The sequence below is a fragment of the Ruegeria sp. BF6 genome, assembly GCF_056538665.1.
Map to the genome: position 1 here is coordinate 33,613 of NZ_JBQFTN010000019.1, position 21,918 is coordinate 55,530.

Below are 21,918 nucleotides of genomic sequence, written 5' to 3' on the forward strand. Positions count from 1 at the left end.
ACATATGGATTGGTTGAAGATGCCACCGCTTGCGTCGCTGAAGGCCTTCAATGCCTTCGCGGAAACGAGAAATGTGGTGCAGGCGGGTACAAAGCTGAATGTCAGTCACGCTGCCATCAGCCAGCAATTGCGTGCGTTGGAAAAGCATCTGGGTGCCGCGTTGCTGGACCGAAGCGGAAAATCCATGACCCTGACCCCCGAGGGCGAGAAACTGGCCCGTGCCCTGCATCTGGGATTTGGTGCCATCGGTGATGCGGTGGCCGACCTGATGCATCTGGCCGAAGATCGTCCGGTTCACATCTCGCTGACCGCGTCTTTTGCGGCCTCGTGGCTGATGCCGCGCCTGCCTGCCTTTCAGCTCGACCATCCCGATATTCCTCTGGTGCTGGACCCCTCCCCGGAATTGGTTAGCCTGCGCCCGGGCGGGGTGGATGTTGCGATCCGGTACGGGGATGGGAACTGGTCCGGTATGACATCGGAACTGTTGCTGCAAAGCCCGATCGTGATCGTCGCTGCGCCCTCGCTGCTGCAGGGCAGGGCGTCGATGACCCCGGACGAACTAAGCCAGTTGCCCTGGCTTGAAGAGCTTGGAACCACCGAGGCGACCTCGTGGCTTAACCGACAAGGGGTGGAACATGGCCCCCGCGCCGGTCGTATCGTGTTGCCGGGCAATCTGGTGCTTGAAGGGCTGCGGGCCGGGCAGGGGGTGACCGTCACGGCGCGGCATTTCGTTGAACCCGACATAAAAGCGGGTCGCCTTGTCGAACTGTTTTGCGAACCGGGCGAACGAGGCTATCATATTGTAACCGGCGATGCACCGCTGCGGCCTGCCGTCAAGGTTTTTGTGGCTTGGCTCAGGCGGCAATCTGGTCGCATGTGACAAAAGGTGTCTGTGCGATGCGCTTTTGACCCATGTCAAAGTGGGACACGTTGTGATTTGGGACAAGACGCCTAAAAAACAGCCACATCTGGAGCCAGCTCGTGAGCGATTCCGACCCCGCCCCCAGCCTTTATGCTGCTAGGGAGCCCATTTTTCCCCGGCGCGTGTCCGGTCCTTTTAGAAACCTGAAATGGATCATCCTCGCGGTCACATTGGGGATTTACTATCTGACGCCATGGATCAGGTGGGACCGCGGTCCCAGTCTGCCGGATCAGGCGGTACTGCTGGATCTGGCGAACCGGCGGTTCTATTTCTTCTGGATCGAGATTTGGCCGCACGAGTTCTATTTCGTGGCGGGTCTACTGATCATGGCCGGTCTTGGGTTATTCCTGTTCACTTCGGCGCTGGGGCGCGTGTGGTGCGGCTATGCCTGTCCGCAGACCGTGTGGACGGACCTCTACATTCTGGTTGAACGCTGGATCGAGGGAGATCGAAATGCCCGCCTGCGTCTGCATCGGCAGGAGAAACTGGATTTCCGCAAGGCTCGGCTGCGTCTGACCAAGTGGACCGTGTGGTTGTTGATCGGCGTGGCTACTGGCGGCGCCTGGGTGTTTTATTTTGCCGATGCGCCGACATTGCTGCGCGATCTGGTCACCGGCAACGCCCATCCGATTGCTTACACCACCATTTTGATTCTGACCGGCACGACCTTTCTGTTCGGTGGCTTCGCCCGCGAGCAGATTTGTATCTATGCCTGCCCGTGGCCGCGTATTCAGGCTGCGATGATGGACGAGGATACTCTGGTCGTTGGCTACCGCGAATGGCGGGGTGAGCCACGCGGTAAGGGCAAGCGGACAGCGGATTCCGAGTTGGGCGACTGCATCGACTGCATGGCCTGTGTGAATGTCTGCCCCGTGGGTATCGACATTCGCGACGGCCAGCAGTTGGAGTGCATCACCTGCGCCCTGTGCATCGATGCCTGCGACGACATGATGGCCAAGATCGGCAAGCCACGCGGCCTGATCGACTATATGGCTCTCAGCGATGAGACCCGAGAACGCGCGGGGCATGCACCCAAAAATGTCTGGAAGCACATCCTGCGGCCTCGGACGATCATGTATACGTCCCTGTGGTCTCTGGTTGGTTTTGGCCTGCTGTTTGCGCTGTTTATCCGTTCTGACATCGATCTGACGGTGGCGCCGGTGCGCAACCCGACCTTCGTGACCCTGTCCGACGGTACCATCCGAAACACCTATGATGTGCGTCTGCGCAACAAACATGGAGTGAATCGGCCGTTCGAACTGACACTGGCCGGTGATCCGGCGCTGCAGCTGCAAATCGAAGGGATCGAGGGCAGCACTGTTAATGTCACCGCAGATACGGCACAATTGACACGCGTCTACATCATTTCAGAACAAGGTACCGGACCTGCGGCCGCGGCTTCCACGCCGGTGCGTATCTGGGTCGAAGATGTGGAAAGTGGTGAGCGCGCCTATAAGGACACCACGTTCAACGGACGAGGAAACTAAGATGGCCGAGCGTCAGTTTACCGGAAAGCACGCCCTGGCGGTGTTTATCGTCGCCTTCGGCGTGATCATCGCCGTCAACCTCGTCTTGGCATATAGCGCGGTCAAAACCTTTCCGGGGCTCGAGGTGAAGAACTCCTACGTCGCCAGCCAGGAGTTCAATGAGCGCCTGCAGGAACAGCAGGCGCTGGGTTGGAACATCCGTGCCGAGGTGTCCGGTGGGCTGTTGATCCTGCATATTACCGACAAGACCGGTGCCCCGGTCGAAGTGTCGGAACTGCAGGCCGTAGTTGGCCGCGCAACCCATGTGAAAGACGACTTCGCGCCCGATTTCACCTTTGATGGTCAGGCCTATGCGACCCCGGCGGTTTTGGGCAAGGGCAACTGGAACATCCGACTGGTGGCCAAGGACAGCTCGGGCGCCGAGTTCGCGCAGCGTGTGCCGCTGTATGTGAAGGGGTGAACGGATGGCGGCGCAACTGACATCCGGCACGGCGGCCTGTCCGGGATGCATTGCCGGCCCGGCGGAACCGGCGCGGCCCATTCCGCAGGATGTGCAGATCGCGCTGTCGCTGCCGGGCATTCACTGTTCGGCCTGTATCGCGACGGTCGAGCGAGAGCTGAACGCCCACCCCGGCGTGGAAGACGCGCGGGTGAACTTGACCCTGAAACGCGCGATGGTCAAAGCGGCGCCAGACCTGCGGGCCACCGACCTGATCCCGGTGCTGGAACGGGCGGGGTTCGAGGCCCATGAGCTGGACCCCGGCGCCTTGTCGGCCACGCAGGCGGACAAGGCGGGCCGCGATCTGCTGATGCGGCTGGCGGTGGCCGGGTTTGCCTCGATGAACGTGATGCTGTTGTCGGTGTCTGTCTGGTCGGGAGCATCGGATGCCACCCGCGACATGTTCCACTGGATATCGGCAGCCATTGCGCTGCCGGCGATTGCTTTTTCCGGGCAGCCCTTCTTTGCCAACGCCTGGAGCGCCCTGCGCGTACGCCGTCTGAATATGGACGTACCGATTGTACTGGCCATCGTGCTGGCGCTGGTGACGTCGCTTTGGGAAACCGTACTCAGCGGTGAACATGCCTATTTCGATGCAGCGCTGACGCTGACCTTCTTCCTGCTGGCCGGACGGTATCTGGACTACCGCACCCGTGCCGCGGCCCGGTCTGCGGCCGAGGAACTGACGGCGCTTGAAGTGCCCCGTGCCGTAAAGCTGGTCGATGGGTCAGAAGAAGAGGTTGCTGTGGCCACTCTGACCGTCGGTGACCTGATCCTTGTCCGGCCCGGGGGCCGAATGCCGGTGGATGGCGAAATCGTCTCTGGCCAATCGGAACTCGACCGGTCTCTGCTGACCGGGGAGACCTTACCGGTCTTCGCCGAGGCTGGCCTGACCGTAAGTGCCGGTGAGGTCAATCTGACCGGCCCCCTGACCATCCGGGCAACGGCGGTGGGCGAGGATACCTCACTGCATCGCATGGCCGATCTGGTCGCCATCGCTGAATCGGGCCGGTCTCGCTATACCTCGCTGGCAGACAAGGCGGCCAAACTCTATGCGCCGGGCGTGCACATCCTGTCGGCGCTCAGCTTTCTTGGCTGGTACATCTATTCCGGCGATATCCGCACTGCGCTGAACATTGCCGCCGCCGTTCTGATCATCACCTGCCCCTGCGCGCTGGGTCTGGCCGTGCCTGCGGTGACCACGGCGGCCTCGGGGCGGCTGTTCCGCAAGGGGATGCTGATCAAACATGCCACCGCGCTGGAGCGTCTGGCCGAAGTCGATACGGTCGTCTTCGATAAGACCGGTACGCTGACCTCGGGCACGCCCGAGCTGACTAATCTGGGTGATCATTCCCGTGTGGACCTTGAGGTCGCTCTGGCACTGGCCGAGGTGTCCTCGCATCCGTTGTCCGTCGCTCTGACCAAGGCTGCGCGCGACGCCGGGATTAAGCCGGCCACCCTTAAGGATGTCACCGAAGTTCCGGGCTATGGCACAGAGGGCAGTTGGCATGGTCAGCGCGTGCGCCTTGGCCGCGCTGCCTGGACCGGCGCGGAAGAGGGCAACCAGACAGCGGCCTGGCTGTCGGTTGGCGGACAAGCCCCCGCAACCTTTCTGTTCTCGGACAGACTGCGCCCCGGCGCGGCCGAGGCGGTTCAGGCCCTTCGGGATGCGGGTAAGGACGTTGTCCTGATATCCGGCGACACGCAGGGCGCGGTTCAGGTACTGGCTGCAAAACTGGGGATCGACAACTGGGTCGCGCAGGCCCTGCCGCAGGACAAGGCGGCCCGCGTGCAGGAATTGAGCGAGCAGGGCCGCCACGTCCTTATGGTCGGCGATGGCCTGAATGATACTGCCGCGCTGGCAGCGGCGCATGTGTCGATCTCTCCGGCCTCGGCGCTGGATGCGGCGCGGGTGGCGTCGGATATCGTACTATTGGGTAATGATCTTGCCCCAATCGCAGATGCCTGCGATACGGCCGTCAAAGCGACGAAACGGATTCGTGAAAACTTCCGCATCGCAACCGTGTATAATATCATCGCGGTCCCGTTGGCTGTCGTTGGCTTGGCCACACCGCTAATCGCGGCGCTGGCGATGTCGACCTCGTCCATCACCGTGTCTCTGAATGCCCTGCGCCTGAGGTAGTTGAATTGGAAGTTCTGGCCTATCTGATACCGATTTCCCTGCTTTTGGGCGGGGTTGGCCTTGTTGCGTTCATTTATACGGTGCGGTCGAACCAGTATGATGATCCCGAAGGCGATGCGCGCCGTATCCTCAGCGATGAATGGGACGACAAGCCCAAGCCCTGACGGCCCTTGAAATTGCCGCAATGCCCGGTTATGTCCGGCCCATCCGCTAGCAGAGAGAACCAAGCCAAATGGCAACTATGAATCCGATCCAGTTCATTCAGCAAGTCCGCGCCGAAGTTGCAAAGGTCGTCTGGCCGACCCGGCGTGAAGTTCTGTTGACCACGGTCATGGTGTTCATCATGGCGGCTCTGACGGCCGTGTTCTTCGCACTGGTCGACCTAGCCATTCGCGGCGGGCTTCAGGCGATCCTGGGCGCGTTCAGCTAAACCGGCTCGGGCGGGCGGAAACACCACTGCCCCCTTGCACCGCGCGCGATGTCAGAGTAGGTGACGCGGTACTATTCGGAATGGGCGTGCGGCGATTCGGGCTGCGCGCCGCTTTTTATTCCGGGTGATGCGATAGAATTTCAATGACGGTGCTTGCGGCCATCCGTGCGCACCGAAGAAAAACAAGGACGACAGGTTCATGGCGAAACGGTGGTACTCGGTCAGCGTTCTTTCGAATTTCGAAAAGAAGATCGCAGAGCAGATCCGCACGTCCGTGGCCGAGCAGGGCCTTGAGGATGACATCGACGAGGTTCTGGTGCCCACCGAAGAGGTGATCGAAGTGCGCCGGGGTAAAAAGGTCACGACCGAACGCCGTTTCATGCCCGGCTACGTGCTGGTTCACATGGAAATGTCGGATCAGGGCTATCACCTGGTGAACTCGATCAACCGCGTCACTGGCTTCCTGGGCCCGCAAGGCCGCCCAATGCCGATGCGTGATGCCGAAGTGAACCAGATCCTCAACCGCGTTCAGGAAGGCGAAGAAGCGCCCAAACTGATGATCACCTTCGAGGTTGGCGAGAAGGTCAAGGTCAACGACGGCCCGTTCGAGGATTTCGACGGCATGGTGGAAGGCGTGGATGACGAGAACCAGAAGCTGAAGGTTTCGGTTTCGATCTTTGGCCGTGAAACCCCGGTCGAGCTGGACTTCACTCAAGTCACGAAGCAGAGCTAAAGGGCTCGCCCACTGGTTTTTCGACGCCGTGTTGCGATCAGCAACGCGGCGTTTTTGTATTGGCGAGCCAAATCTAAAGCCTGCAGGTGAAGGATGGCGCCTACGCTGTGAAAAGCTTTCGTTATGGCCGACCTGGAAGCAGTTCTTTTTGCTGAAGAACTGTCAGTATGTCGAGAATTGTTGACGGGCTTACATCAACGGATCCGTCAAGAAAAACACCTAGGCCACCCTCTCCGATTTCGCGCGGGCCGCCTTTATCATACACTGGATCAAGGGACGCTAGCTCCGCCGGCAACTCCGGGCACAATGGGGTTTCATTGAGCACAAGATCCACAGCAGCCAACATCAAGTCTTTTACGGATTCCAGTGTATCGTCTTCCAGCAGTTGCTCTCGCTGAGCTTCGGGAGCCGTTAATGTAAGGTCTTTGAGTTTAAAATAGGCACAGTTGTCACGCAGATCGACGGTTGCTTCGGTGGACATGTTGGCCAAGATAGCTCTTTTTTGTTCGCCCCGCTGAAAGTCACGTTCACTGGTGCGGCTGCATTCAAAGTTCGTGACTGTTACTTCCCCGTCCAGATCGATCACATCGTCCTTGGCATGAAAACTCATACCATCAAGCCTGATTTGCAGGCCGCAATTGTCGACAATTGCATTATCAGCCAAACGCTCAGGTACGGTTTTTTGTATTTCACGCAAATCCAAAAGTGCGCCCACCCCGATCCGAGTGGGGGCTACTGCCGTGAGGTTCAGGTCAAGCGTGTACGGCAATTCCGTGTCGCGAAAGGGCAGTGACGCATTGATAACGAAGTTCACCTGTTGTGCGCTTGGGGCCCGGGCGTCCAAAAAAGCTGCCATTAAGACCGGGAATACTAACCAAAGTCTCATTCAGCGAACTCCAAATCACCAAGCTCCTTCAGTCCCCCAAGGACTTTGACTATTGTCTCTGCGCTGACATCAGCCGATCCGACAACAGCTGCTCCCAGCCCGCCAGGAGCAATTTCACGTGTGCCGCCGGACTCGTAAATCGGGTCGAGAACAGTGAATTCTTCGGGCAAGGGTGGGCAAACCGGATGCGCTGCCAAAAACTCGCCGCCCTTTTCGAACACGGCTTCGTTGATCCGGTTGGTCAGGCCAAAGAGATTGCTGACGGCTCCGATGAACCCACGCGGGCTAAGGTTAACCTTTTCGATACTGAATGTGAGGCATTGGCCTTTCACTTCTGCCTTAGCGACAGCAATTGCATCTACGGTCGCCCCAAAATAACGAATACCCGGTTCTTCTCGTCTGTTACACCGCGTGAACTGGGCACGGGCTGAACCCTCGACCTTTACGGTGTCGCCTATGGCGGTGACGTCCCGGATTTCGAGGTAAATCTGGCGTTTGCAGCTTTCTTCAAGTGGGCCTGTCAGTATACGGGGCGCTTTTTCCTGCAATCCACGCAAATCCATGAACGCTCTCAATCGCAAACGGGTCGGGCTGGATTCTTCCAGTCCGCTATAGACGGTGAAAGGGACGGGAATGTCACGCAGGGGAACTTCTTTGGTTAGCTTGATCTGGAACCGGCCTGCATAAGTGGCGGGGTCAATCCCTGTTGTTGAGGGCAAAGAAGTTCCGTTGCCGCCGTCGGTTTGGGTGGCCGTTTCGGAGCCAGCGCTCTGATCTTGCGCCTTACTGCCGCACCCCGGCAGCATCGCAATCAGAATGCAGATCAGCAGTCCCTTGTTCAGCCGAGATGATGCCATCCCTGACCACCTCTTTTGTAATCAAGCTGTGCAAAGATACCCACCTGCGTCTCTTTGGCAACTTATGTATTCAAGTAATCTGTTCTGTTGCTCAGTTCCCATATTTGACTGTGGGCCGATTGCGGTGCAAATAGGTCCCTTGGGATTATGAGCCAGCCACTTGCCAACCTCCACATTCCCCTGTAAACGCCGCCTCTATCGTCTTCGGGCGAGATTCTCTCGTGGGAGGTTGCTGGGATCGCGATCCCGGATCGGACCACGCAACATATACCGGGTGGGACGCGTCCCATTCACGTTGAAAGGAAAACCAAATGGCCAAGAAGCTTGCTGGTACAATGAAACTGCAGGTTCCTGCAGGTCAGGCGAACCCGTCGCCGCCAGTTGGTCCGGCGCTGGGTCAGCGCGGCATCAACATCATGGAATTCTGCAAGGCGTTCAACGCCAAGACCGCAGACATGGAGCCCGGCGCTCCGTGCCCGACCGTGATCACCTACTATCAGGACAAGTCCTTCACCATGGACATCAAGACGCCGCCCGCGTCTTACTACCTGAAAAAAGCAGCTGGTCTGAAGCCGGTCGGCAAGCGTAACCGCCCCCGTGGTGCGGAAAACCCCGGTCGTGAGACCGTGGCCACCGTGACCTCGAAGCAGGTTCGCGAAATCGCCGAAGCCAAAATGAAAGATCTGAACGCCAACGACGTCGAAGGCGCAATGCAGATCATCCTGGGCTCGGCCCGCTCCATGGGCATCGAGGTGAAGTAAGATGGCAAAACTCGGTAAACGTACCCGCGCTGCGCGCGAAGCTGTCGCCGGCAAGGAAAACCTGTCGGTCGAAGAAGCAGTTGCCCTGGTCAAAGCCAACGCAACCTCGAAATTCGACGAGACCATCGAAATCGCTCTGAACCTGGGTGTTGACACCCGTCACGCGGACCAGATGGTTCGCGGCGTCGTCGGCTTGCCGAACGGCACCGGCAAAGCGATGCGTGTTGCTGTTTTCGCTCGTGGCCCGAAGGCTGACGAAGCGAAAGAAGCAGGCGCGGATATCGTTGGCGCAGAAGACCTGATGGAAACCATTCAGGGCGGCACCATCGAATTCGATCGCTGCATTGCAACCCCTGACATGATGCCAATCGTTGGCCGTCTGGGTAAAGTTTTGGGCCCACGCAACCTGATGCCGAACCCCAAAGTTGGCACTGTGACCATGGACGTGAAAGCGGCCGTGGAAGCAGCCAAGGGCGGTGAAGTTCAGTTCAAGGCGGAAAAAGGCGGCGTTGTGCACGCAGGCGTTGGCAAAGCGTCCTTCGACGAAGCCAAGCTGGCTGAAAACGTCCGTGCTTTCGTTTCGGCTGTGGCCAAGGCCAAGCCGTCGGGCGCCAAAGGCACCTACATGAAGAAAATCGCACTGAGCTCGACCATGGGCCCGGGCGTGACTCTGGATGTGGCAGCTGCGGCGGGCGAATAAGCCTTTACGCAAAGTTGCGAAGAATTGGTCCCGGGTGGTGCGAACTGCCCGGGATTTTCTTTTGAGCCTTTGGGTTTTTGATTTGCCAGGTCCCGGTGTGTCAGTCTGGCCGGTGTTCAAAGGCGTTTTTTGCAAAAGGTCTCAGCGTTCTCAAAGTGCGTTGTTGGGCAATACTCCGAGCACTCTTTTTTTGCGGAACGCGGGTCAGGGTCGCCAGCAAACGCGGGTAGATCAGAAAATTGACGCTGGGGTCGTCGGGTCCGACAAGAGTGTAGCCGTCAAAGAAGGCGCGCATTACGTCGCTTGATACGATCTTGCCGGGTGGGACAGTCCGCAGATTTTGAGCGATGGCCGCAAAATCCAACAGGACTTTGGCGATGTCATACCCAACGGGCTCAACACGATCACTTGAGATATCGAGCCCATAAGTCTTTGTTCCATCGAAAACGAGGTTGCCCATGTGAAAATCGCCGTGATGGGCGGCCGCGATGGTTTCCCGCCCTTCGAAATGCGGCGCAAGCTCGGAAAGGCGGGCAATTCCGTTTAGAAACATCTGTTTGGCGGCCACGCGGGTTTCCCCGGCCAAGATCCGGGTTCTCAGGTCGTGATAATACTCTAGAGTGCGTTTTGGCTGAAACACCCTTTGCTCTTGGCTTAGGGTGCGATGAAAAGCATCCAGCCACGCACCAGCGTGTGACAACAGCTCCAGCTGCCTTATCGTGTTGCCCTCTGCCAGCCGAACGAGCTTTCCGATCGTGCGCCCCGGAACATACTCCATCAGGCTGGCCTGACGTTTTTTGGATACATAGATCGGCTCGGGCATGGCCAGGTTGTCATGATGACCAAATACATTGAAAAACTTTTGCTGGCGTTCGAATTGGGCAACGAAACCGCCCTGTCCCTCTGGCCTCATTTGGTACTTGTAGGCAAGGTTCTTACCGGACGGGTGCTGCAATAGCAGGACTATACAAGACGTGTCAGCTTCGTCCCGGCGATATAGCCGGGTCATCTTCCACCCCCTTCGGGGCAGTCCGGCTTCGGCCGCTATCATCGGCCATGCTTTCAACGCGGCTTGGTCAAGGTCCGTGTCTCTGAAGTTCAACCACATACAGAAAGCCGTCTTTTGAGTTTTAACCAAGACACCCGGTTGCGGCGATCATGTTCACTTTGGTACCAGAACGCAAACCGGTTCAAATTGGCTTCGGTTTTCCTGCCGGTCTGAAGCGTGAGTTGGGTGATTTCAGCGGTGTTGAAACGCGATCTTCAGCCGGTCCCCCAAGCGCCGCCGCCTGTCTTCCTCGTAGGGGCTGCAGCTATGGTCGATGTGCCACGACGCAAGCCAGTCTTTCAGCAGGCGTCCGCGGATGCAGAAATCCAGTATCCCCATATGGATCGGGTGGCGGTAGCGGCGAAAAAACATGTCCTTGTTTGGTTTTAAGATACCGCTGCGGTCTACATCGGATGGGCTGGTATCGCGGAAAACATCCGACTTGAGAAAATCGACGATGTCATAGACGGCCAGTTTCTCCCGCGCCTCGGTGAAATCCAGACCGATCATCTCACCCTTGCCCACTATCAGGTTCTGTCCGTGGAAGTCTCCGTGTGAAAACACCCGTGTATCCGGGATGCCCTTCAGATGCCGGGCTGCGGTTTTCAAGCTCTCCACCATCGGCTGACTTTCTTCTTTGATATGCGGCGGCACGGAGTTCAGCAGCTCTTTGATGCTGAGAGTCATCCAGCGTGGGCGAAATTCGTATTCCGCGGCGGGTTGAAAGCCATGAAGGTCGTGCAGCCACGCCCCGGCGCGGCGATAGACCTGGGCAACCTGATCGTTATCCCCGCTGTTGTGGATCACGTCCACGGCGGTGGGTCGGTCGATGAACTCGGAGACGAAGAACATATTTCCGGGCGACACGTAATAGGGGCGAACCACCCGTGACGTCTCGTGTCCGTCAAAATACCGCGCCAACCGGGTCAGAATATCGAACTCTTTCTTCAGCCGGCCGGATTTGGGCGAGGCGGTGTCAATCTTCACCGCATAGTCATTCGCAGGCCCCTGAACCCGCAAAACCAGGCGGGTGTCGGGAAAGCCGTGCGACCGGTATACGCAATCGAATTGTAGCTTCCCGCGCAGCCCGGCATGGCGCGAAAACTCCTCGACAAACTCAGTTGCGCGCCTGTGTTCATCTTCGGTGAGGATTAGCATAGGATAAGCAAAAGTCGGTCGTGAAACAAAGGGGTTGGTTGACAGGACCCCAGCGCGCAAGCCATGTCAATCGCTGACTTGCGCCGGAGTGCGGTGGCTTGGTCTTGCCAAACTACCGGAGCGGGCAATTTACCCCTTGGAAACCCCGGCCATCTGCCCTAAAGAGAGCTGCGTAGTAAAGCGTGCGATTCGTCGTGCGCTTTATTTCGTTTCGTCCAAGACGGTGGGTGGGTCCATTCGGTCCCTTAATTCCCTGCCTGAGACGGGTAAGACCAAAGAATTCTGAGGGTCACGATCCTCGGGCGAGTTTTGGCCAATCCCGTAACAACGGACCTGAACGCCGGGGCGCAAGCCGCGGCAAATATGAGCCGGGGTGAGATATCATCCCAAACTTGGAGAGAACTGTGGATAGAGCCCAGAAAGAGAAAGTGGTCGAGGAACTCGGCCAAATCTTCGAAAGCTCTGGCGTCGTAGTGGTTTCGCACTACGCCGGTCTGACAGTTGCCGAGATGCAGGACCTGCGTTCGCGTGCGCGCGAAGCCGGAGGCTCCGTGCGTGTTGCCAAGAACAGGCTCGCCAAAATCGCCCTTGAGGGTAAGCCGTGTGAAAGCATGGCCGACCTGCTGACAGGGATGACCGTTCTGACCTATTCCGAGGACCCCGTGGCAGCAGCCAAGGTGGCCGAGGACTTCGCCAAGGATAACAAGAATTTTGAAATCCTCGGCGGTGCAATGGGTGAGAACGCTCTGGACCGCAAAGGCGTCGAAACAGTATCGAAAATGCCGTCCCGCGATGAGCTTATTGCCTCGATCGTTGGCTGCATTGGCGCACCTGCTTCGAACATCGCTGGCGCGATTGGCGCACCTGCAAGCAACATCGCAAGCATCCTTTCCACCATCGAAGAGAAGGCGGAAGCTGCGTAAGCGGTTGGCACTGAATGATCTGCGTGGGGCATTTGCCCTGACGTTGGAACACACACTGTAAAACGGAAAGAGCTAATACAATGGCTGATCTGAAAGCACTCGCAGAAAGCATCGTGGGTCTGACCCTGCTGGAAGCACAAGAACTGAAAACCATCCTCAAAGACGAATATGGCATCGAGCCCGCAGCTGGCGGCGCGGTTGTCATGGCAGCCGGTGGCGACGCCGGTGGCGCAGCTGAGGAAGAAAAAACCGAATTCGACGTCGTTCTGAAGAACGCCGGCGCTTCGAAAATCAACGTGATCAAAGAAGTTCGCGGCATCACCGGTCTGGGCCTGAAAGAAGCCAAAGAGCTGGTCGAAGCTGGCGGCAAGATCAAAGAAGGCGTGTCGAAAGACGAAGCCGAAGAAGTCAAAGGCAAGCTGGAAGCAGCTGGCGCCGAAGTCGAGCTGGCCTAAGTCAACCGACAGGTGCATCGCTGATGCGCCGAAAAATTTGGCTGGGTCCGGAGAAATCCGGGTCCAGCCGAACCTGTCTTAGAAAGGGCCTCATGGGTTGGGGCGTTTTCTAAGACGCGGTTCGCGGATCGGGAGGCTGCCTTCGGGACGGTGGCCATGAATTGATCCGGACGTGTCGTCTCGAATGTGCAAGATGCCGGGGCCCGACGGTGTCTTTGCCCGCTGAGAACATCGAAAGGTGACATCTGACATGGCTCAAACGTTCCTTGGCCAGAAACGTCTTCGTAAATATTACGGCAAAATCCGTGAAGTGCTGGAGATGCCGAACCTCATTGAGGTCCAGAAATCTTCTTATGATCTTTTCCTGCGCTCAGGCGATGCAGAGCAGCCCACCGACGGCGAAGGCATCAAAGGCGTGTTCCAGTCGGTTTTCCCGATCAAGGATTTCAACGAAACCTCCGTTCTGGAGTTCGTAAAATACGATCTGGAAAAACCCAAGTACGACGTCGAAGAATGCATGCAGCGCGACATGACCTACAGCGCGCCGCTGAAGGTCACTCTGCGTCTGATCGTGTTTGATGTCGATGAGGACACCGGCGCCAAATCGGTCAAGGACATTAAGGAACAGGACGTGTTCATGGGCGACATGCCCCTGATGACGCCGAACGGGACGTTCATCGTGAACGGTACCGAGCGTGTGATCGTGTCCCAGATGCACCGTTCGCCCGGTGTGTTCTTCGACCACGACAAGGGCAAGACCCATTCCTCGGGCAAGTTGCTGTTTGCCTGCCGCATCATCCCGTATCGCGGCAGCTGGCTGGACTTTGAGTTTGACGCCAAGGACATCGTCTTCGCCCGTATCGACCGTCGCCGTAAACTGCCTGTGACAACCCTGCTGTATGCACTGGGTCTGGATCAGGAAGCGATCATGGACGCGTATTACAACACCGTGTCCTACAAGCTGGACAAGAAGAAGGGCTGGATCGCGCCATTCTTCCCCGAGCGTGTTCGCGGTACCCGCCCGACCTATGATCTGATCGACGCGAAATCCGGTGAAGTCATTGCCGAGGCGGGCAAGAAAGTCACCCCGCGCGCGGTCAAGAAACTGATCGAAGAAGGCGTCGTTACCGACCTGCTGGTTCCGTTCGATCACATCGTCGGCAAGTATGTCGCAAAGGACATCATCAACGAAGAAAACGGCGCGATCTATGTCGAAGCCGGTGATGAGCTGACCCTGGAATACGACAAGGACGGCGACCTGATCGGTGGCACTGTCAAGGAACTGATCGATGCGGGTATCACCGACATCCCGGTTCTGGACATCGACAACGTCAATGTTGGCCCCTACATGCGCAACACCATGGCTCAGGATAAGAACCTGAACCGTGAAAGCGCGCTGATGGACATCTACCGCGTTATGCGTCCGGGTGAGCCGCCCACCGTCGAAGCTGCGTCGGCCCTGTTCGACACCCTGTTCTTCGACAGCGAGCGTTATGACCTGTCCGCCGTTGGCCGCGTGAAGATGAACATGCGTCTGGCACTGGACGCGCCGGACACCCTGCGCACCCTGCGCCGCGAAGACATTGTGGCCTGCATCAAAGCGCTGGTGGAACTGCGCGATGGCAAAGGCGACGTGGACGATATCGACCACCTCGGCAACCGTCGTGTGCGTTCGGTCGGCGAACTCATGGAGAACCAGTATCGAGTCGGTCTGCTGCGCATGGAGCGCGCGATCAAAGAGCGTATGTCGTCGGTCGAGATTGACACCGTCATGCCGCAGGATCTGATCAACGCGAAACCGGCTGCGGCTGCTGTGCGTGAATTCTTCGGCTCATCGCAGCTGTCGCAGTTCATGGACCAGACCAACCCGCTGTCGGAAGTCACCCACAAACGCCGCCTCTCGGCGCTTGGCCCCGGTGGTCTGACGCGTGAGCGTGCGGGCTTTGAGGTTCGCGACGTGCACCCGACCCACTATGGCCGGATGTGCCCGATTGAAACGCCTGAAGGTCCGAACATCGGTCTGATCAACTCGCTGGCCACCTTTGCCCGCGTGAATAAGTATGGCTTCATTGAAACACCTTACCGCGTTGTTAAAGACGCCGAGGTGACCGATGAGGTTCATTACATGTCCGCGACCGAGGAAATGCGTCACACAGTGGCGCAGGCGAACGCGACTCTGGACGCTGATGGCAAGTTCATCAACGATCTGGTGTCGACCCGTCAGGCTGGTGACTACACTCTTGCCCCGCGTGAGAATGTTGACCTGATCGACGTGTCGCCGAAACAGCTGGTTTCGGTCGCTGCATCGCTGATCCCGTTCCTTGAAAATGACGACGCCAACCGCGCTCTGATGGGCTCGAACATGCAACGTCAGGCGGTTCCGCTGCTGCGCGCCGAGGCACCGCTGGTCGGTACCGGGATCGAGGAAAAGGTTGCGATCGACTCAGGCGCTGCTATTCAGGCGAAACGCGCCGGTATCATCGACCAGGTCGATGCCCAGCGTATCGTTATCCGCGCCACCGAAGATCTGGAACTGGGCGACGCTGGCGTTGACATCTACCGTCTGCGCAAGTTCCAGCGTTCGAACCAGAACACCTGCATCAACCAGCGTCCGCTGATCAAGGTGGGTGACACCGTCCAGAAGGGCGAGGTCATTGCCGATGGTCCGTCGACCGATATGGGTGAACTGGCGCTGGGCAAGAACGTGGTCGTCGCGTTCATGCCGTGGAACGGTTACAACTACGAAGACTCGATCCTGATCTCGGAACGTATCGCGCGTGACGACGTCTTCACCTCGGTTCATATCGAGGAGTTTGAAGTCGCCGCCCGTGACACCAAGCTGGGCCCGGAAGAGATCACCCGCGACATCCCGAACGTCGGTGAAGAAGCGCTGCGCAACCTCGACGAGGCGGGCATCGTTTACATCGGTGCGGATGTCGAGCCGGGCGATATTCTGGTCGGCAAGATCACTCCAAAGGGCGAAAGCCCGATGACCCCGGAAGAAAAGCTGCTGCGCGCCATCTTTGGTGAAAAAGCATCTGACGTGCGCGACACCTCGTTGCGCGTGAAGCCGGGCGATTACGGTACGGTCGTTGAGGTCCGCGTCTTCAACCGTCACGGCGTCGAGAAAGACGAGCGTGCGCTGCAGATCGAGCGTGAGGAAGTCGAACGCCTGGCTCGTGACCGGGACGACGAGCTGGCGATCCTTGACCGCAACATCTATGCGCGTCTGCAGGGCCTGATCTTGGGTAAAACTGCTGTCAAAGGCCCGAAAGGCGTCAAGCCGGGCTCGGTGATCACCGAGGAGCTGTTGGAAACCCTGACCCGTGGTCAGTGGTGGCAGCTGGCGCTGGAAGGTGAGCAGGACGCACAGATCGTCGAGGCTCTGAACGAGCAGTACGAAGTGCAAAAGCGTGCTCTGGACGCCCGTTTCGAGGACAAGGTCGAGAAGGTCCGCCGTGGCGACGACCTGCCGCCGGGTGTGATGAAGATGGTCAAAGTCTTCATCGCCGTGAAGCGCAAGCTGCAGCCGGGCGACAAGATGGCCGGTCGTCACGGGAACAAAGGTGTGATCTCCAAGGTTGTTCCGATGGAAGACATGCCGTTCCTGGCCGATGGTACTCCGGTTGACTTCTGTCTGAACCCGCTGGGTGTGCCTTCGCGTATGAACGTTGGTCAGATCCTTGAAACCCACATGGGTTGGGCCGCGCGCGGTCTGGGTCTGAACATCGACGACGCACTGGGTGAATACCGCCGCTCCGGCGACCTGACCCCGGTGCGCGAAGCAATGAAGCTGGCCTATGGCGAGAATGTCTACGAAGAAGGCATCACCGGTCTGGACGAGGATGGCCTGATCGAGGCTGCGGGCAACGTGACCCGCGGTGTTCCGATCGCAACCCCGGTCTTCGACGGTGCCAAAGAGGCTGACGTCAACGACGCGCTGGTGCGTGCGGGCTTCTCGGAAAGCGGTCAGTCGATCCTGTTCGACGGTCGCACCGGTGAGCAATTCGCACGTCCGGTGACCGTGGGCATCAAGTACCTGCTGAAACTGCACCACCTGGTGGACGACAAGATCCACGCGCGTTCGACCGGGCCGTACAGCCTGGTCACCCAGCAGCCGCTGGGTGGTAAGGCGCAGTTCGGTGGCCAGCGCTTTGGTGAGATGGAAGTCTGGGCTCTGGAAGCTTACGGCGCCGCCTACACCCTGCAGGAGATGCTCACCGTGAAATCGGATGACGTCGCCGGCCGGACCAAGGTCTATGAGTCGATCGTCAAGGGCGAGGATAACTTTGAAGCGGGCGTACCGGAATCGTTCAACGTTCTGGTGAAAGAAGTCCGTGGCCTCGGCCTGAATATGGAACTCCTGGATGCGGAGGTTGAGGAGTAAGGGCGCTGCCCTTTCTCCCGTCCCCCCTTCCGCAAGATTTGAGGTAACAAATGAACCAGGAAATCACCAACAACCCGTTCAACCCGCTGACGCCCCCGAAGGTTTTCGACGAGATCAAGGTCTCGCTGGCGTCGCCCGAGCGGATTCTGTCTTGGTCCTATGGCGAGATCAAGAAACCCGAAACCATAAACTACCGGACGTTCAAGCCTGAACGTGACGGTCTGTTCTGTGCACGTATCTTTGGCCCGATCAAAGACTACGAATGTCTGTGCGGCAAATATAAGCGGATGAAGTATCGCGGCGTTGTCTGCGAGAAATGCGGTGTGGAAGTCACCCTGCAGAAAGTCCGCCGCGAGCGTATGGGCCACATCGAGCTGGCCGCGCCCGTCGCACATATCTGGTTCCTGAAGTCGCTGCCGTCCCGCATCGGTCTGATGCTGGACATGACGCTGCGCGATCTGGAACGTGTTCTGTACTTTGAAAACTACGTCGTCATCGAGCCCGGTCTGACAGACCTGTCTTATGGCCAGATGCTGACTGAAGAAGAGTACATGGACGCGCAGGATGCCTATGGCATGGACGCGTTCACCGCCAATATCGGTGCCGAAGCCATTCGTGAGATGCTGGCCCAGATCGATCTGGAAGCCGAAGCCGAACAGCTGCGCGCTGATCTGGCCGAAGCGACCGGCGAGCTGAAGCCCAAGAAGATCATCAAGCGTCTGAAGGTAGTTGAATCCTTCCTCGAGTCGGGTAACCGGCCCGAATGGATGGTGATGACCGTGATTCCGGTCATTCCGCCGGAACTGCGTCCGCTGGTTCCGCTGGATGGCGGCCGCTTTGCGACCTCGGATCTGAACGATCTGTATCGCCGCGTCATCAACCGGAACAACCGTCTGAAGCGTCTGATCGAACTGCGCGCACCTGACATCATCGTCCGCAACGAAAAGCGGATGCTGCAGGAATCCGTGGACGCTCTGTTCGACAACGGTCGCCGTGGCCGCGTGATCACCGGCGCCAACAAGCGCCCGCTGAAATCTCTGTCGGACATGCTGAAAGGTAAGCAGGGCCGCTTCCGTCAGAACCTTCTGGGTAAACGCGTCGACTTCTCGGGCCGTTCGGTCATCGTGACCGGCCCGGAGCTGAAGCTGCACCAGTGTGGTCTGCCCAAGAAGATGGCGCTGGAGCTGTTCAAGCCGTTCATCTACTCGCGCCTTGAAGCCAAGGGTCTGTCTTCGACCGTGAAACAGGCGAAGAAACTGGTCGAGAAAGAGCGTCCCGAAGTGTGGGATATTCTTGACGAGGTGATCCGCGAACACCCAGTCATGCTGAACCGTGCACCGACGCTGCACCGTCTTGGCATTCAGGCGTTCGAGCCGGTCCTGATCGAAGGTAAAGCCATTCAGCTGCACCCGCTGGTCTGTTCGGCCTTTAACGCCGACTTCGACGGTGACCAGATGGCCGTTCACGTCCCGCTGAGCCTTGAGGCCCAGCTGGAAGCGCGTGTTCTGATGATGTCGACGAACAACGTTCTGTCGCCTGCAAACGGCGCGCCGATCATCGTTCCTTCGCAGGATATGATCCTGGGTCTCTACTATGTGACCCTGGAACGCGAAGGCATGCCGGGCGAAGGCAAGGTCTTTGGCTCGATCGAAGAAGTTCAGCACGCGCTGGACGCGGGTGAGGTGCATCTGCACTCGAAAATCACCGCGCGGATCACGCAGATCGACGACGAAGGCAACGAAGTTCAGAAGCGTTATGAAACCACTCCGGGCCGTCTGCGCCTGGGTGCGTTGCTGCCGATGAACAACAAGGCGCCGTTTGAATTGGTCAACCGCCTGCTGCGGAAGAAAGAAGTGCAGCAGGTGATCGACACCGTCTACCGTTACTGTGGTCAGAAAGAGTCGGTTATATTCTGTGACCAGATCATGTCGATGGGCTTCAAAGAAGCGTTCAAGGCGGGCATCTCGTTCGGTAAGGACGACATGGTCATTCCGGACGACAAGTGGGGCATCGTCGATGACACCCGCGGTCAGGTGAAGGACTTTGAACAACAGTACATGGACGGCCTGATCACTCAGGGCGAAAAGTACAACAAAGTTGTCGATGCCTGGTCGAAGTGTAACGACCGCGTGACTGAGGCGATGATGAGCACGATCTCATCCTCGGATCGGGCAGAGGACGGATCCGAACAGGAACCGAACTCGGTCTACATGATGGCCCACTCCGGTGCGCGTGGCTCGGTCACTCAGATGAAACAGCTGGGCGGTATGCGCGGCCTGATGGCCAAGCCGAACGGTGACATCATCGAGACGCCGATCATCTCGAACTTCAAGGAAGGTCTGACCGTTCTCGAGTACTTCAACTCGACCCACGGTGCCCGTAAGGGTCTGTCGGATACCGCTCTGAAGACCGCGAACTCGGGTTACCTGACCCGTCGTCTGGTGGACGTGGCGCAGGACTGCATCGTGCGTGAGATCGACTGTGGCACCGAGCGCGCAATCACAGCCGAAGCCGCCGTGAACGACGGTGAGGTTGTCGCCTCGCTGGCCGAACGTATCCTGGGCCGTGTGGCGGCTGACGACATCCTGCGTCCGGGAACGGATGAGGTGATCGTTGCGGCTGGTCAGCTGATCGACGAGCGTATGGCAGATGCCATTGATGAAGCCGGCGTTCAGTCGACCCGCATCCGTTCGCCTCTGACCTGTGAGTCCGAGGAAGGTGTCTGTGCAACTTGCTACGGTCGTGACCTTGCGCGCGGTACCATGGTGAACACGGGTGAAGCCGTCGGCATCATCGCCGCCCAGTCCATTGGTGAACCCGGTACGCAGCTGACGATGCGGACCTTCCACATCGGTGGTGTTGCGCAAGGTGGTCAGCAGTCGTTCCAGGAAGCCAGCCAGGAAGGTGTCGTTTCGTTCGAAAACCCGCAGATTTTGGTAAATGCTGCAGGCGAAAGCCTGGTCATGGGCCGGAACATGAAGCTGGTGATCAAGGACGAGCACGGCGAAGAGCGTGCCAGCCACAAGCTGGGCTACGGCTCGAAGCTGTTCGTCAAGGACGGCACCAAAGTCGCCCGTGGCGACAAGCTGTTCGAATGGGATCCCTACACCCTGCCGATCATCGCCGAGAAAGCCGGTACCGCGAAATACGTCGACCTTGTTTCGGGCCTTGCTGTTCGCGACGAGACCGACGAAGCCACCGGTATGACCCAGAAGATCGTGATCGACTGGCGCGCCGCCCCCAAAGGCAGCGACCTCAAGCCCGAGATCATTCTGGTCGGTGAAGATGGCGAGCCGGTCCGCAATGATGCGGGCAACCCGGTTCACTATCCGATGTCGGTGGACGCGATCCTGTCGGTCGAAGACGGCCAGCAGGTTGAAGCCGGTGACGTTGTCGCGCGTATCCCGCGTGAAGGCGCCAAGACCAAGGACATCACCGGTGGTTTGCCGCGTGTGGCCGAACTGTTCGAAGCCCGTCGTCCGAAAGATCACGCGATCATCGCGGAAGCCGATGGTTACGTGCGCTTTGGCCGCGACTACAAGAACAAGCGCCGCATCAGCATCGAACCGGCGGACGAGTCCATGGAGACCATCGAATACATGGTGCCCAAGGGCAAGCACATCCCGGTCGCCGAAGGGGACTTCATCCAGAAGGGTGAATACCTGATGGACGGTAACCCGGCTCCGCATGACATCCTGTCCATCATGGGTGTCGAAGCGCTGGCGGATTACATGATCGACGAGGTGCAGGACGTCTATCGTCTGCAGGGTGTGAAGATCAACGACAAGCACATCGAAGTCATCGTGCGCCAGATGCTGCAGAAGTGGGAGATCCTGGATTCAGGCGACACCACCCTGCTGAAAGGCGAACATGTCGACAAGCAGGAGTTCGACGCGGCCAACGAGAAGACCATCTCGCGCGGTGGACGTCCGGCTCAGGGCGAGCCGATCCTCTTGGGGATCACCAAAGCCTCGCTGCAGACGCGTTCGTTCATCTCGGCGGCGTCGTTCCAGGAAACCACCCGTGTTCTGACCGAAGCGTCGGTACAGGGCAAAAAGGACAAACTGGTCGGCCTGAAAGAGAACGTTATCGTTGGCCGCCTGATCCCCGCCGGTACCGGTGGTGCGACCCAGGCCGTGCGTCAGGTTGCGCAATCGCGCGACAACGTCGTGATCGAAGCTCGCCGGGAAGAGGCCGAAGCGGCCGCTGCCCTGGCTGCGCCGATGATGGACGACGACATGGTCGGCGACGAGCTGGACGTTCTGGTGGAAACACCGGAAAGCCGCGAGTAAGTCTCGTCACAAGCAAAAAAGAGGCCCTGCGATATCTATCGCGGGGCCTCTTTTTGTGGACTAGTCAATGACTGCTTCGAGTCTTTAGGGCCCGATGCTGCGCGTTCAACGAAGCTCAGCTTGACGCGACGAAGCGCCAAACGCTTGCCGGACGAAACTTGAACATGGGCGCGAAGCCATCCTCATGCTATTTTTAGGAAGGATTTGTAGGACGGGAAGCTGTTGGATCGCCAGCAC

General features: G+C 58.5%; 17 protein-coding genes. 13 read left to right on the plus strand and 4 right to left on the minus strand.

The window, feature by feature from the left end; translation table 11 throughout:
• Positions 1 to 4 precede the first annotated feature (4 nt).
• From ACR0IM_RS21970 to nusG, 7 genes are all read left to right on the plus strand, one after another.
• Positions 5 to 880, plus strand: coding sequence for a LysR family transcriptional regulator (locus ACR0IM_RS21970; RefSeq protein WP_480595515.1), 876 nt, complete (start codon positions 5 to 7; stop codon positions 878 to 880).
• A gap of 101 nt (positions 881 to 981) precedes the next feature.
• On the plus strand, positions 982 to 2,409 hold the full coding sequence (gene ccoG / locus ACR0IM_RS21975) for a cytochrome c oxidase accessory protein CcoG (RefSeq protein WP_480683232.1): 1,428 nt from the start codon (positions 982 to 984) through the stop codon (positions 2,407 to 2,409).
• Between the two features lies 1 nt (position 2,410).
• Positions 2,411 to 2,869 carry a FixH family protein gene (locus tag ACR0IM_RS21980; protein WP_480595517.1) on the plus strand — a complete coding sequence of 153 codons (459 nt, stop codon included), beginning with the start codon at positions 2,411 to 2,413 and terminating at the stop codon, positions 2,867 to 2,869.
• A 4-nt stretch (positions 2,870 to 2,873) separates the two neighbouring features.
• On the plus strand, positions 2,874 to 5,051 hold the full coding sequence (locus ACR0IM_RS21985) for a heavy metal translocating P-type ATPase (protein WP_480643209.1): 2,178 nt from the start codon (positions 2,874 to 2,876) through the stop codon (positions 5,049 to 5,051).
• 5 nt (positions 5,052 to 5,056) lie between these two features.
• On the plus strand, positions 5,057 to 5,215 hold the full coding sequence (gene ccoS, locus ACR0IM_RS21990) for a cbb3-type cytochrome oxidase assembly protein CcoS (protein WP_170335604.1): 159 nt from the start codon (positions 5,057 to 5,059) through the stop codon (positions 5,213 to 5,215).
• 68 nt (positions 5,216 to 5,283) lie between these two features.
• Positions 5,284 to 5,481 carry a preprotein translocase subunit SecE gene (gene secE / locus ACR0IM_RS21995; protein ID WP_170335602.1) on the plus strand — a complete coding sequence of 66 codons (198 nt, stop codon included), beginning with the start codon at positions 5,284 to 5,286 and terminating at the stop codon, positions 5,479 to 5,481.
• Positions 5,482 to 5,680: 199 nt separating this feature from the next.
• Positions 5,681 to 6,214, plus strand: a complete 534-nt coding sequence (nusG, locus tag ACR0IM_RS22000) for a transcription termination/antitermination protein NusG (protein ID WP_170328796.1) — start codon at positions 5,681 to 5,683, stop codon at positions 6,212 to 6,214.
• A 121-nt stretch (positions 6,215 to 6,335) separates the two neighbouring features.
• Here nusG and ACR0IM_RS22005 read toward each other — a convergent pair whose 3' ends face one another.
• Positions 6,336 to 7,100 carry a hypothetical protein gene (locus tag ACR0IM_RS22005; RefSeq protein ID WP_480683233.1) on the minus strand — a complete coding sequence of 255 codons (765 nt, stop codon included), beginning with the start codon at positions 7,098 to 7,100 and terminating at the stop codon, positions 6,336 to 6,338.
• Positions 7,097 to 7,957, minus strand: coding sequence for a hypothetical protein (locus ACR0IM_RS22010; protein ID WP_480643212.1), 861 nt, complete (start codon positions 7,955 to 7,957; stop codon positions 7,097 to 7,099). Before ACR0IM_RS22010 ends, ACR0IM_RS22005 begins: the two co-directional genes overlap by 4 nt.
• Before the next feature lie 311 nt (positions 7,958 to 8,268).
• Between ACR0IM_RS22010 and rplK the strand changes: the two genes are divergently transcribed.
• Positions 8,269 to 8,718 carry a 50S ribosomal protein L11 gene (gene rplK / locus ACR0IM_RS22015; protein ID WP_010440985.1) on the plus strand — a complete coding sequence of 150 codons (450 nt, stop codon included), beginning with the start codon at positions 8,269 to 8,271 and terminating at the stop codon, positions 8,716 to 8,718.
• A gap of 1 nt (position 8,719) precedes the next feature.
• Positions 8,720 to 9,418 carry a 50S ribosomal protein L1 gene (gene rplA, locus ACR0IM_RS22020; RefSeq protein ID WP_170407486.1) on the plus strand — a complete coding sequence of 233 codons (699 nt, stop codon included), beginning with the start codon at positions 8,720 to 8,722 and terminating at the stop codon, positions 9,416 to 9,418.
• A 100-nt stretch (positions 9,419 to 9,518) separates the two neighbouring features.
• On the opposite strand, the gene ACR0IM_RS22025 is transcribed toward rplA, so the two are convergent.
• Both ACR0IM_RS22025 and ACR0IM_RS22030 read right to left on the minus strand, forming a co-directional pair.
• A complete protein-coding gene (locus ACR0IM_RS22025) occupies positions 9,519 to 10,427 on the minus strand; it encodes a phosphotransferase (protein ID WP_480683234.1) in 909 nt (302 codons plus the stop codon).
• Positions 10,428 to 10,658: 231 nt separating this feature from the next.
• Positions 10,659 to 11,624 carry a phosphotransferase family protein gene (locus ACR0IM_RS22030; RefSeq protein WP_480683235.1) on the minus strand — a complete coding sequence of 322 codons (966 nt, stop codon included), beginning with the start codon at positions 11,622 to 11,624 and terminating at the stop codon, positions 10,659 to 10,661.
• A 404-nt stretch (positions 11,625 to 12,028) separates the two neighbouring features.
• Here ACR0IM_RS22030 and rplJ point away from each other — a divergent pair, with 404 nt between their 5' ends.
• The 4 genes from rplJ to rpoC all read left to right on the plus strand — a co-directional run bounded on the left by rplJ (position 12,029) and on the right by rpoC (position 21,681).
• Positions 12,029 to 12,547 (plus strand): 50S ribosomal protein L10, encoded by a 519-nt coding sequence (gene rplJ, locus ACR0IM_RS22035; RefSeq protein ID WP_480595523.1) that lies wholly within the window; start codon positions 12,029 to 12,031, stop codon positions 12,545 to 12,547.
• An 80-nt stretch (positions 12,548 to 12,627) separates the two neighbouring features.
• Positions 12,628 to 13,002 (plus strand): 50S ribosomal protein L7/L12, encoded by a 375-nt coding sequence (gene rplL, locus ACR0IM_RS22040; protein ID WP_037314964.1) that lies wholly within the window; start codon positions 12,628 to 12,630, stop codon positions 13,000 to 13,002.
• Between the two features lie 250 nt (positions 13,003 to 13,252).
• Positions 13,253 to 17,389 (plus strand): DNA-directed RNA polymerase subunit beta, encoded by a 4,137-nt coding sequence (rpoB, locus tag ACR0IM_RS22045; RefSeq protein ID WP_480595524.1) that lies wholly within the window; start codon positions 13,253 to 13,255, stop codon positions 17,387 to 17,389.
• A gap of 50 nt (positions 17,390 to 17,439) precedes the next feature.
• Positions 17,440 to 21,681, plus strand: coding sequence for a DNA-directed RNA polymerase subunit beta' (gene rpoC, locus ACR0IM_RS22050; RefSeq protein ID WP_480643217.1), 4,242 nt, complete (start codon positions 17,440 to 17,442; stop codon positions 21,679 to 21,681).
• Positions 21,682 to 21,918: the final 237 nt, after the last annotated feature.

Coding starts and splice junctions, on each gene's coding strand:
- ACR0IM_RS21970 (WP_480595515.1), top strand. CDS start 5: ATGGATTGGTTGAAGATGCCACCGCTTGCGTCGCTGAAGGCCTTCAAT.
- ACR0IM_RS21980 (WP_480595517.1), top strand. CDS start 2,411: ATGGCCGAGCGTCAGTTTACCGGAAAGCACGCCCTGGCGGTGTTTATC.
- ACR0IM_RS21985 (WP_480643209.1), top strand. CDS start 2,874: ATGGCGGCGCAACTGACATCCGGCACGGCGGCCTGTCCGGGATGCATT.
- secE (WP_170335602.1), top strand. CDS start 5,284: ATGGCAACTATGAATCCGATCCAGTTCATTCAGCAAGTCCGCGCCGAA.
- nusG (WP_170328796.1), top strand. CDS start 5,681: ATGGCGAAACGGTGGTACTCGGTCAGCGTTCTTTCGAATTTCGAAAAG.
- ACR0IM_RS22005 (WP_480683233.1), bottom strand. CDS start 7,100: ATGAGACTTTGGTTAGTATTCCCGGTCTTAATGGCAGCTTTTTTGGAC.
- ACR0IM_RS22010 (WP_480643212.1), bottom strand. CDS start 7,957: ATGGCATCATCTCGGCTGAACAAGGGACTGCTGATCTGCATTCTGATT.
- rplK (WP_010440985.1), top strand. CDS start 8,269: ATGGCCAAGAAGCTTGCTGGTACAATGAAACTGCAGGTTCCTGCAGGT.
- rplA (WP_170407486.1), top strand. CDS start 8,720: ATGGCAAAACTCGGTAAACGTACCCGCGCTGCGCGCGAAGCTGTCGCC.
- ACR0IM_RS22025 (WP_480683234.1), bottom strand. CDS start 10,427: ATGACCCGGCTATATCGCCGGGACGAAGCTGACACGTCTTGTATAGTC.
- ACR0IM_RS22030 (WP_480683235.1), bottom strand. CDS start 11,624: ATGCTAATCCTCACCGAAGATGAACACAGGCGCGCAACTGAGTTTGTC.
- rplL (WP_037314964.1), top strand. CDS start 12,628: ATGGCTGATCTGAAAGCACTCGCAGAAAGCATCGTGGGTCTGACCCTG.
- rpoB (WP_480595524.1), top strand. CDS start 13,253: ATGGCTCAAACGTTCCTTGGCCAGAAACGTCTTCGTAAATATTACGGC.
- rpoC (WP_480643217.1), top strand. CDS start 17,440: ATGAACCAGGAAATCACCAACAACCCGTTCAACCCGCTGACGCCCCCG.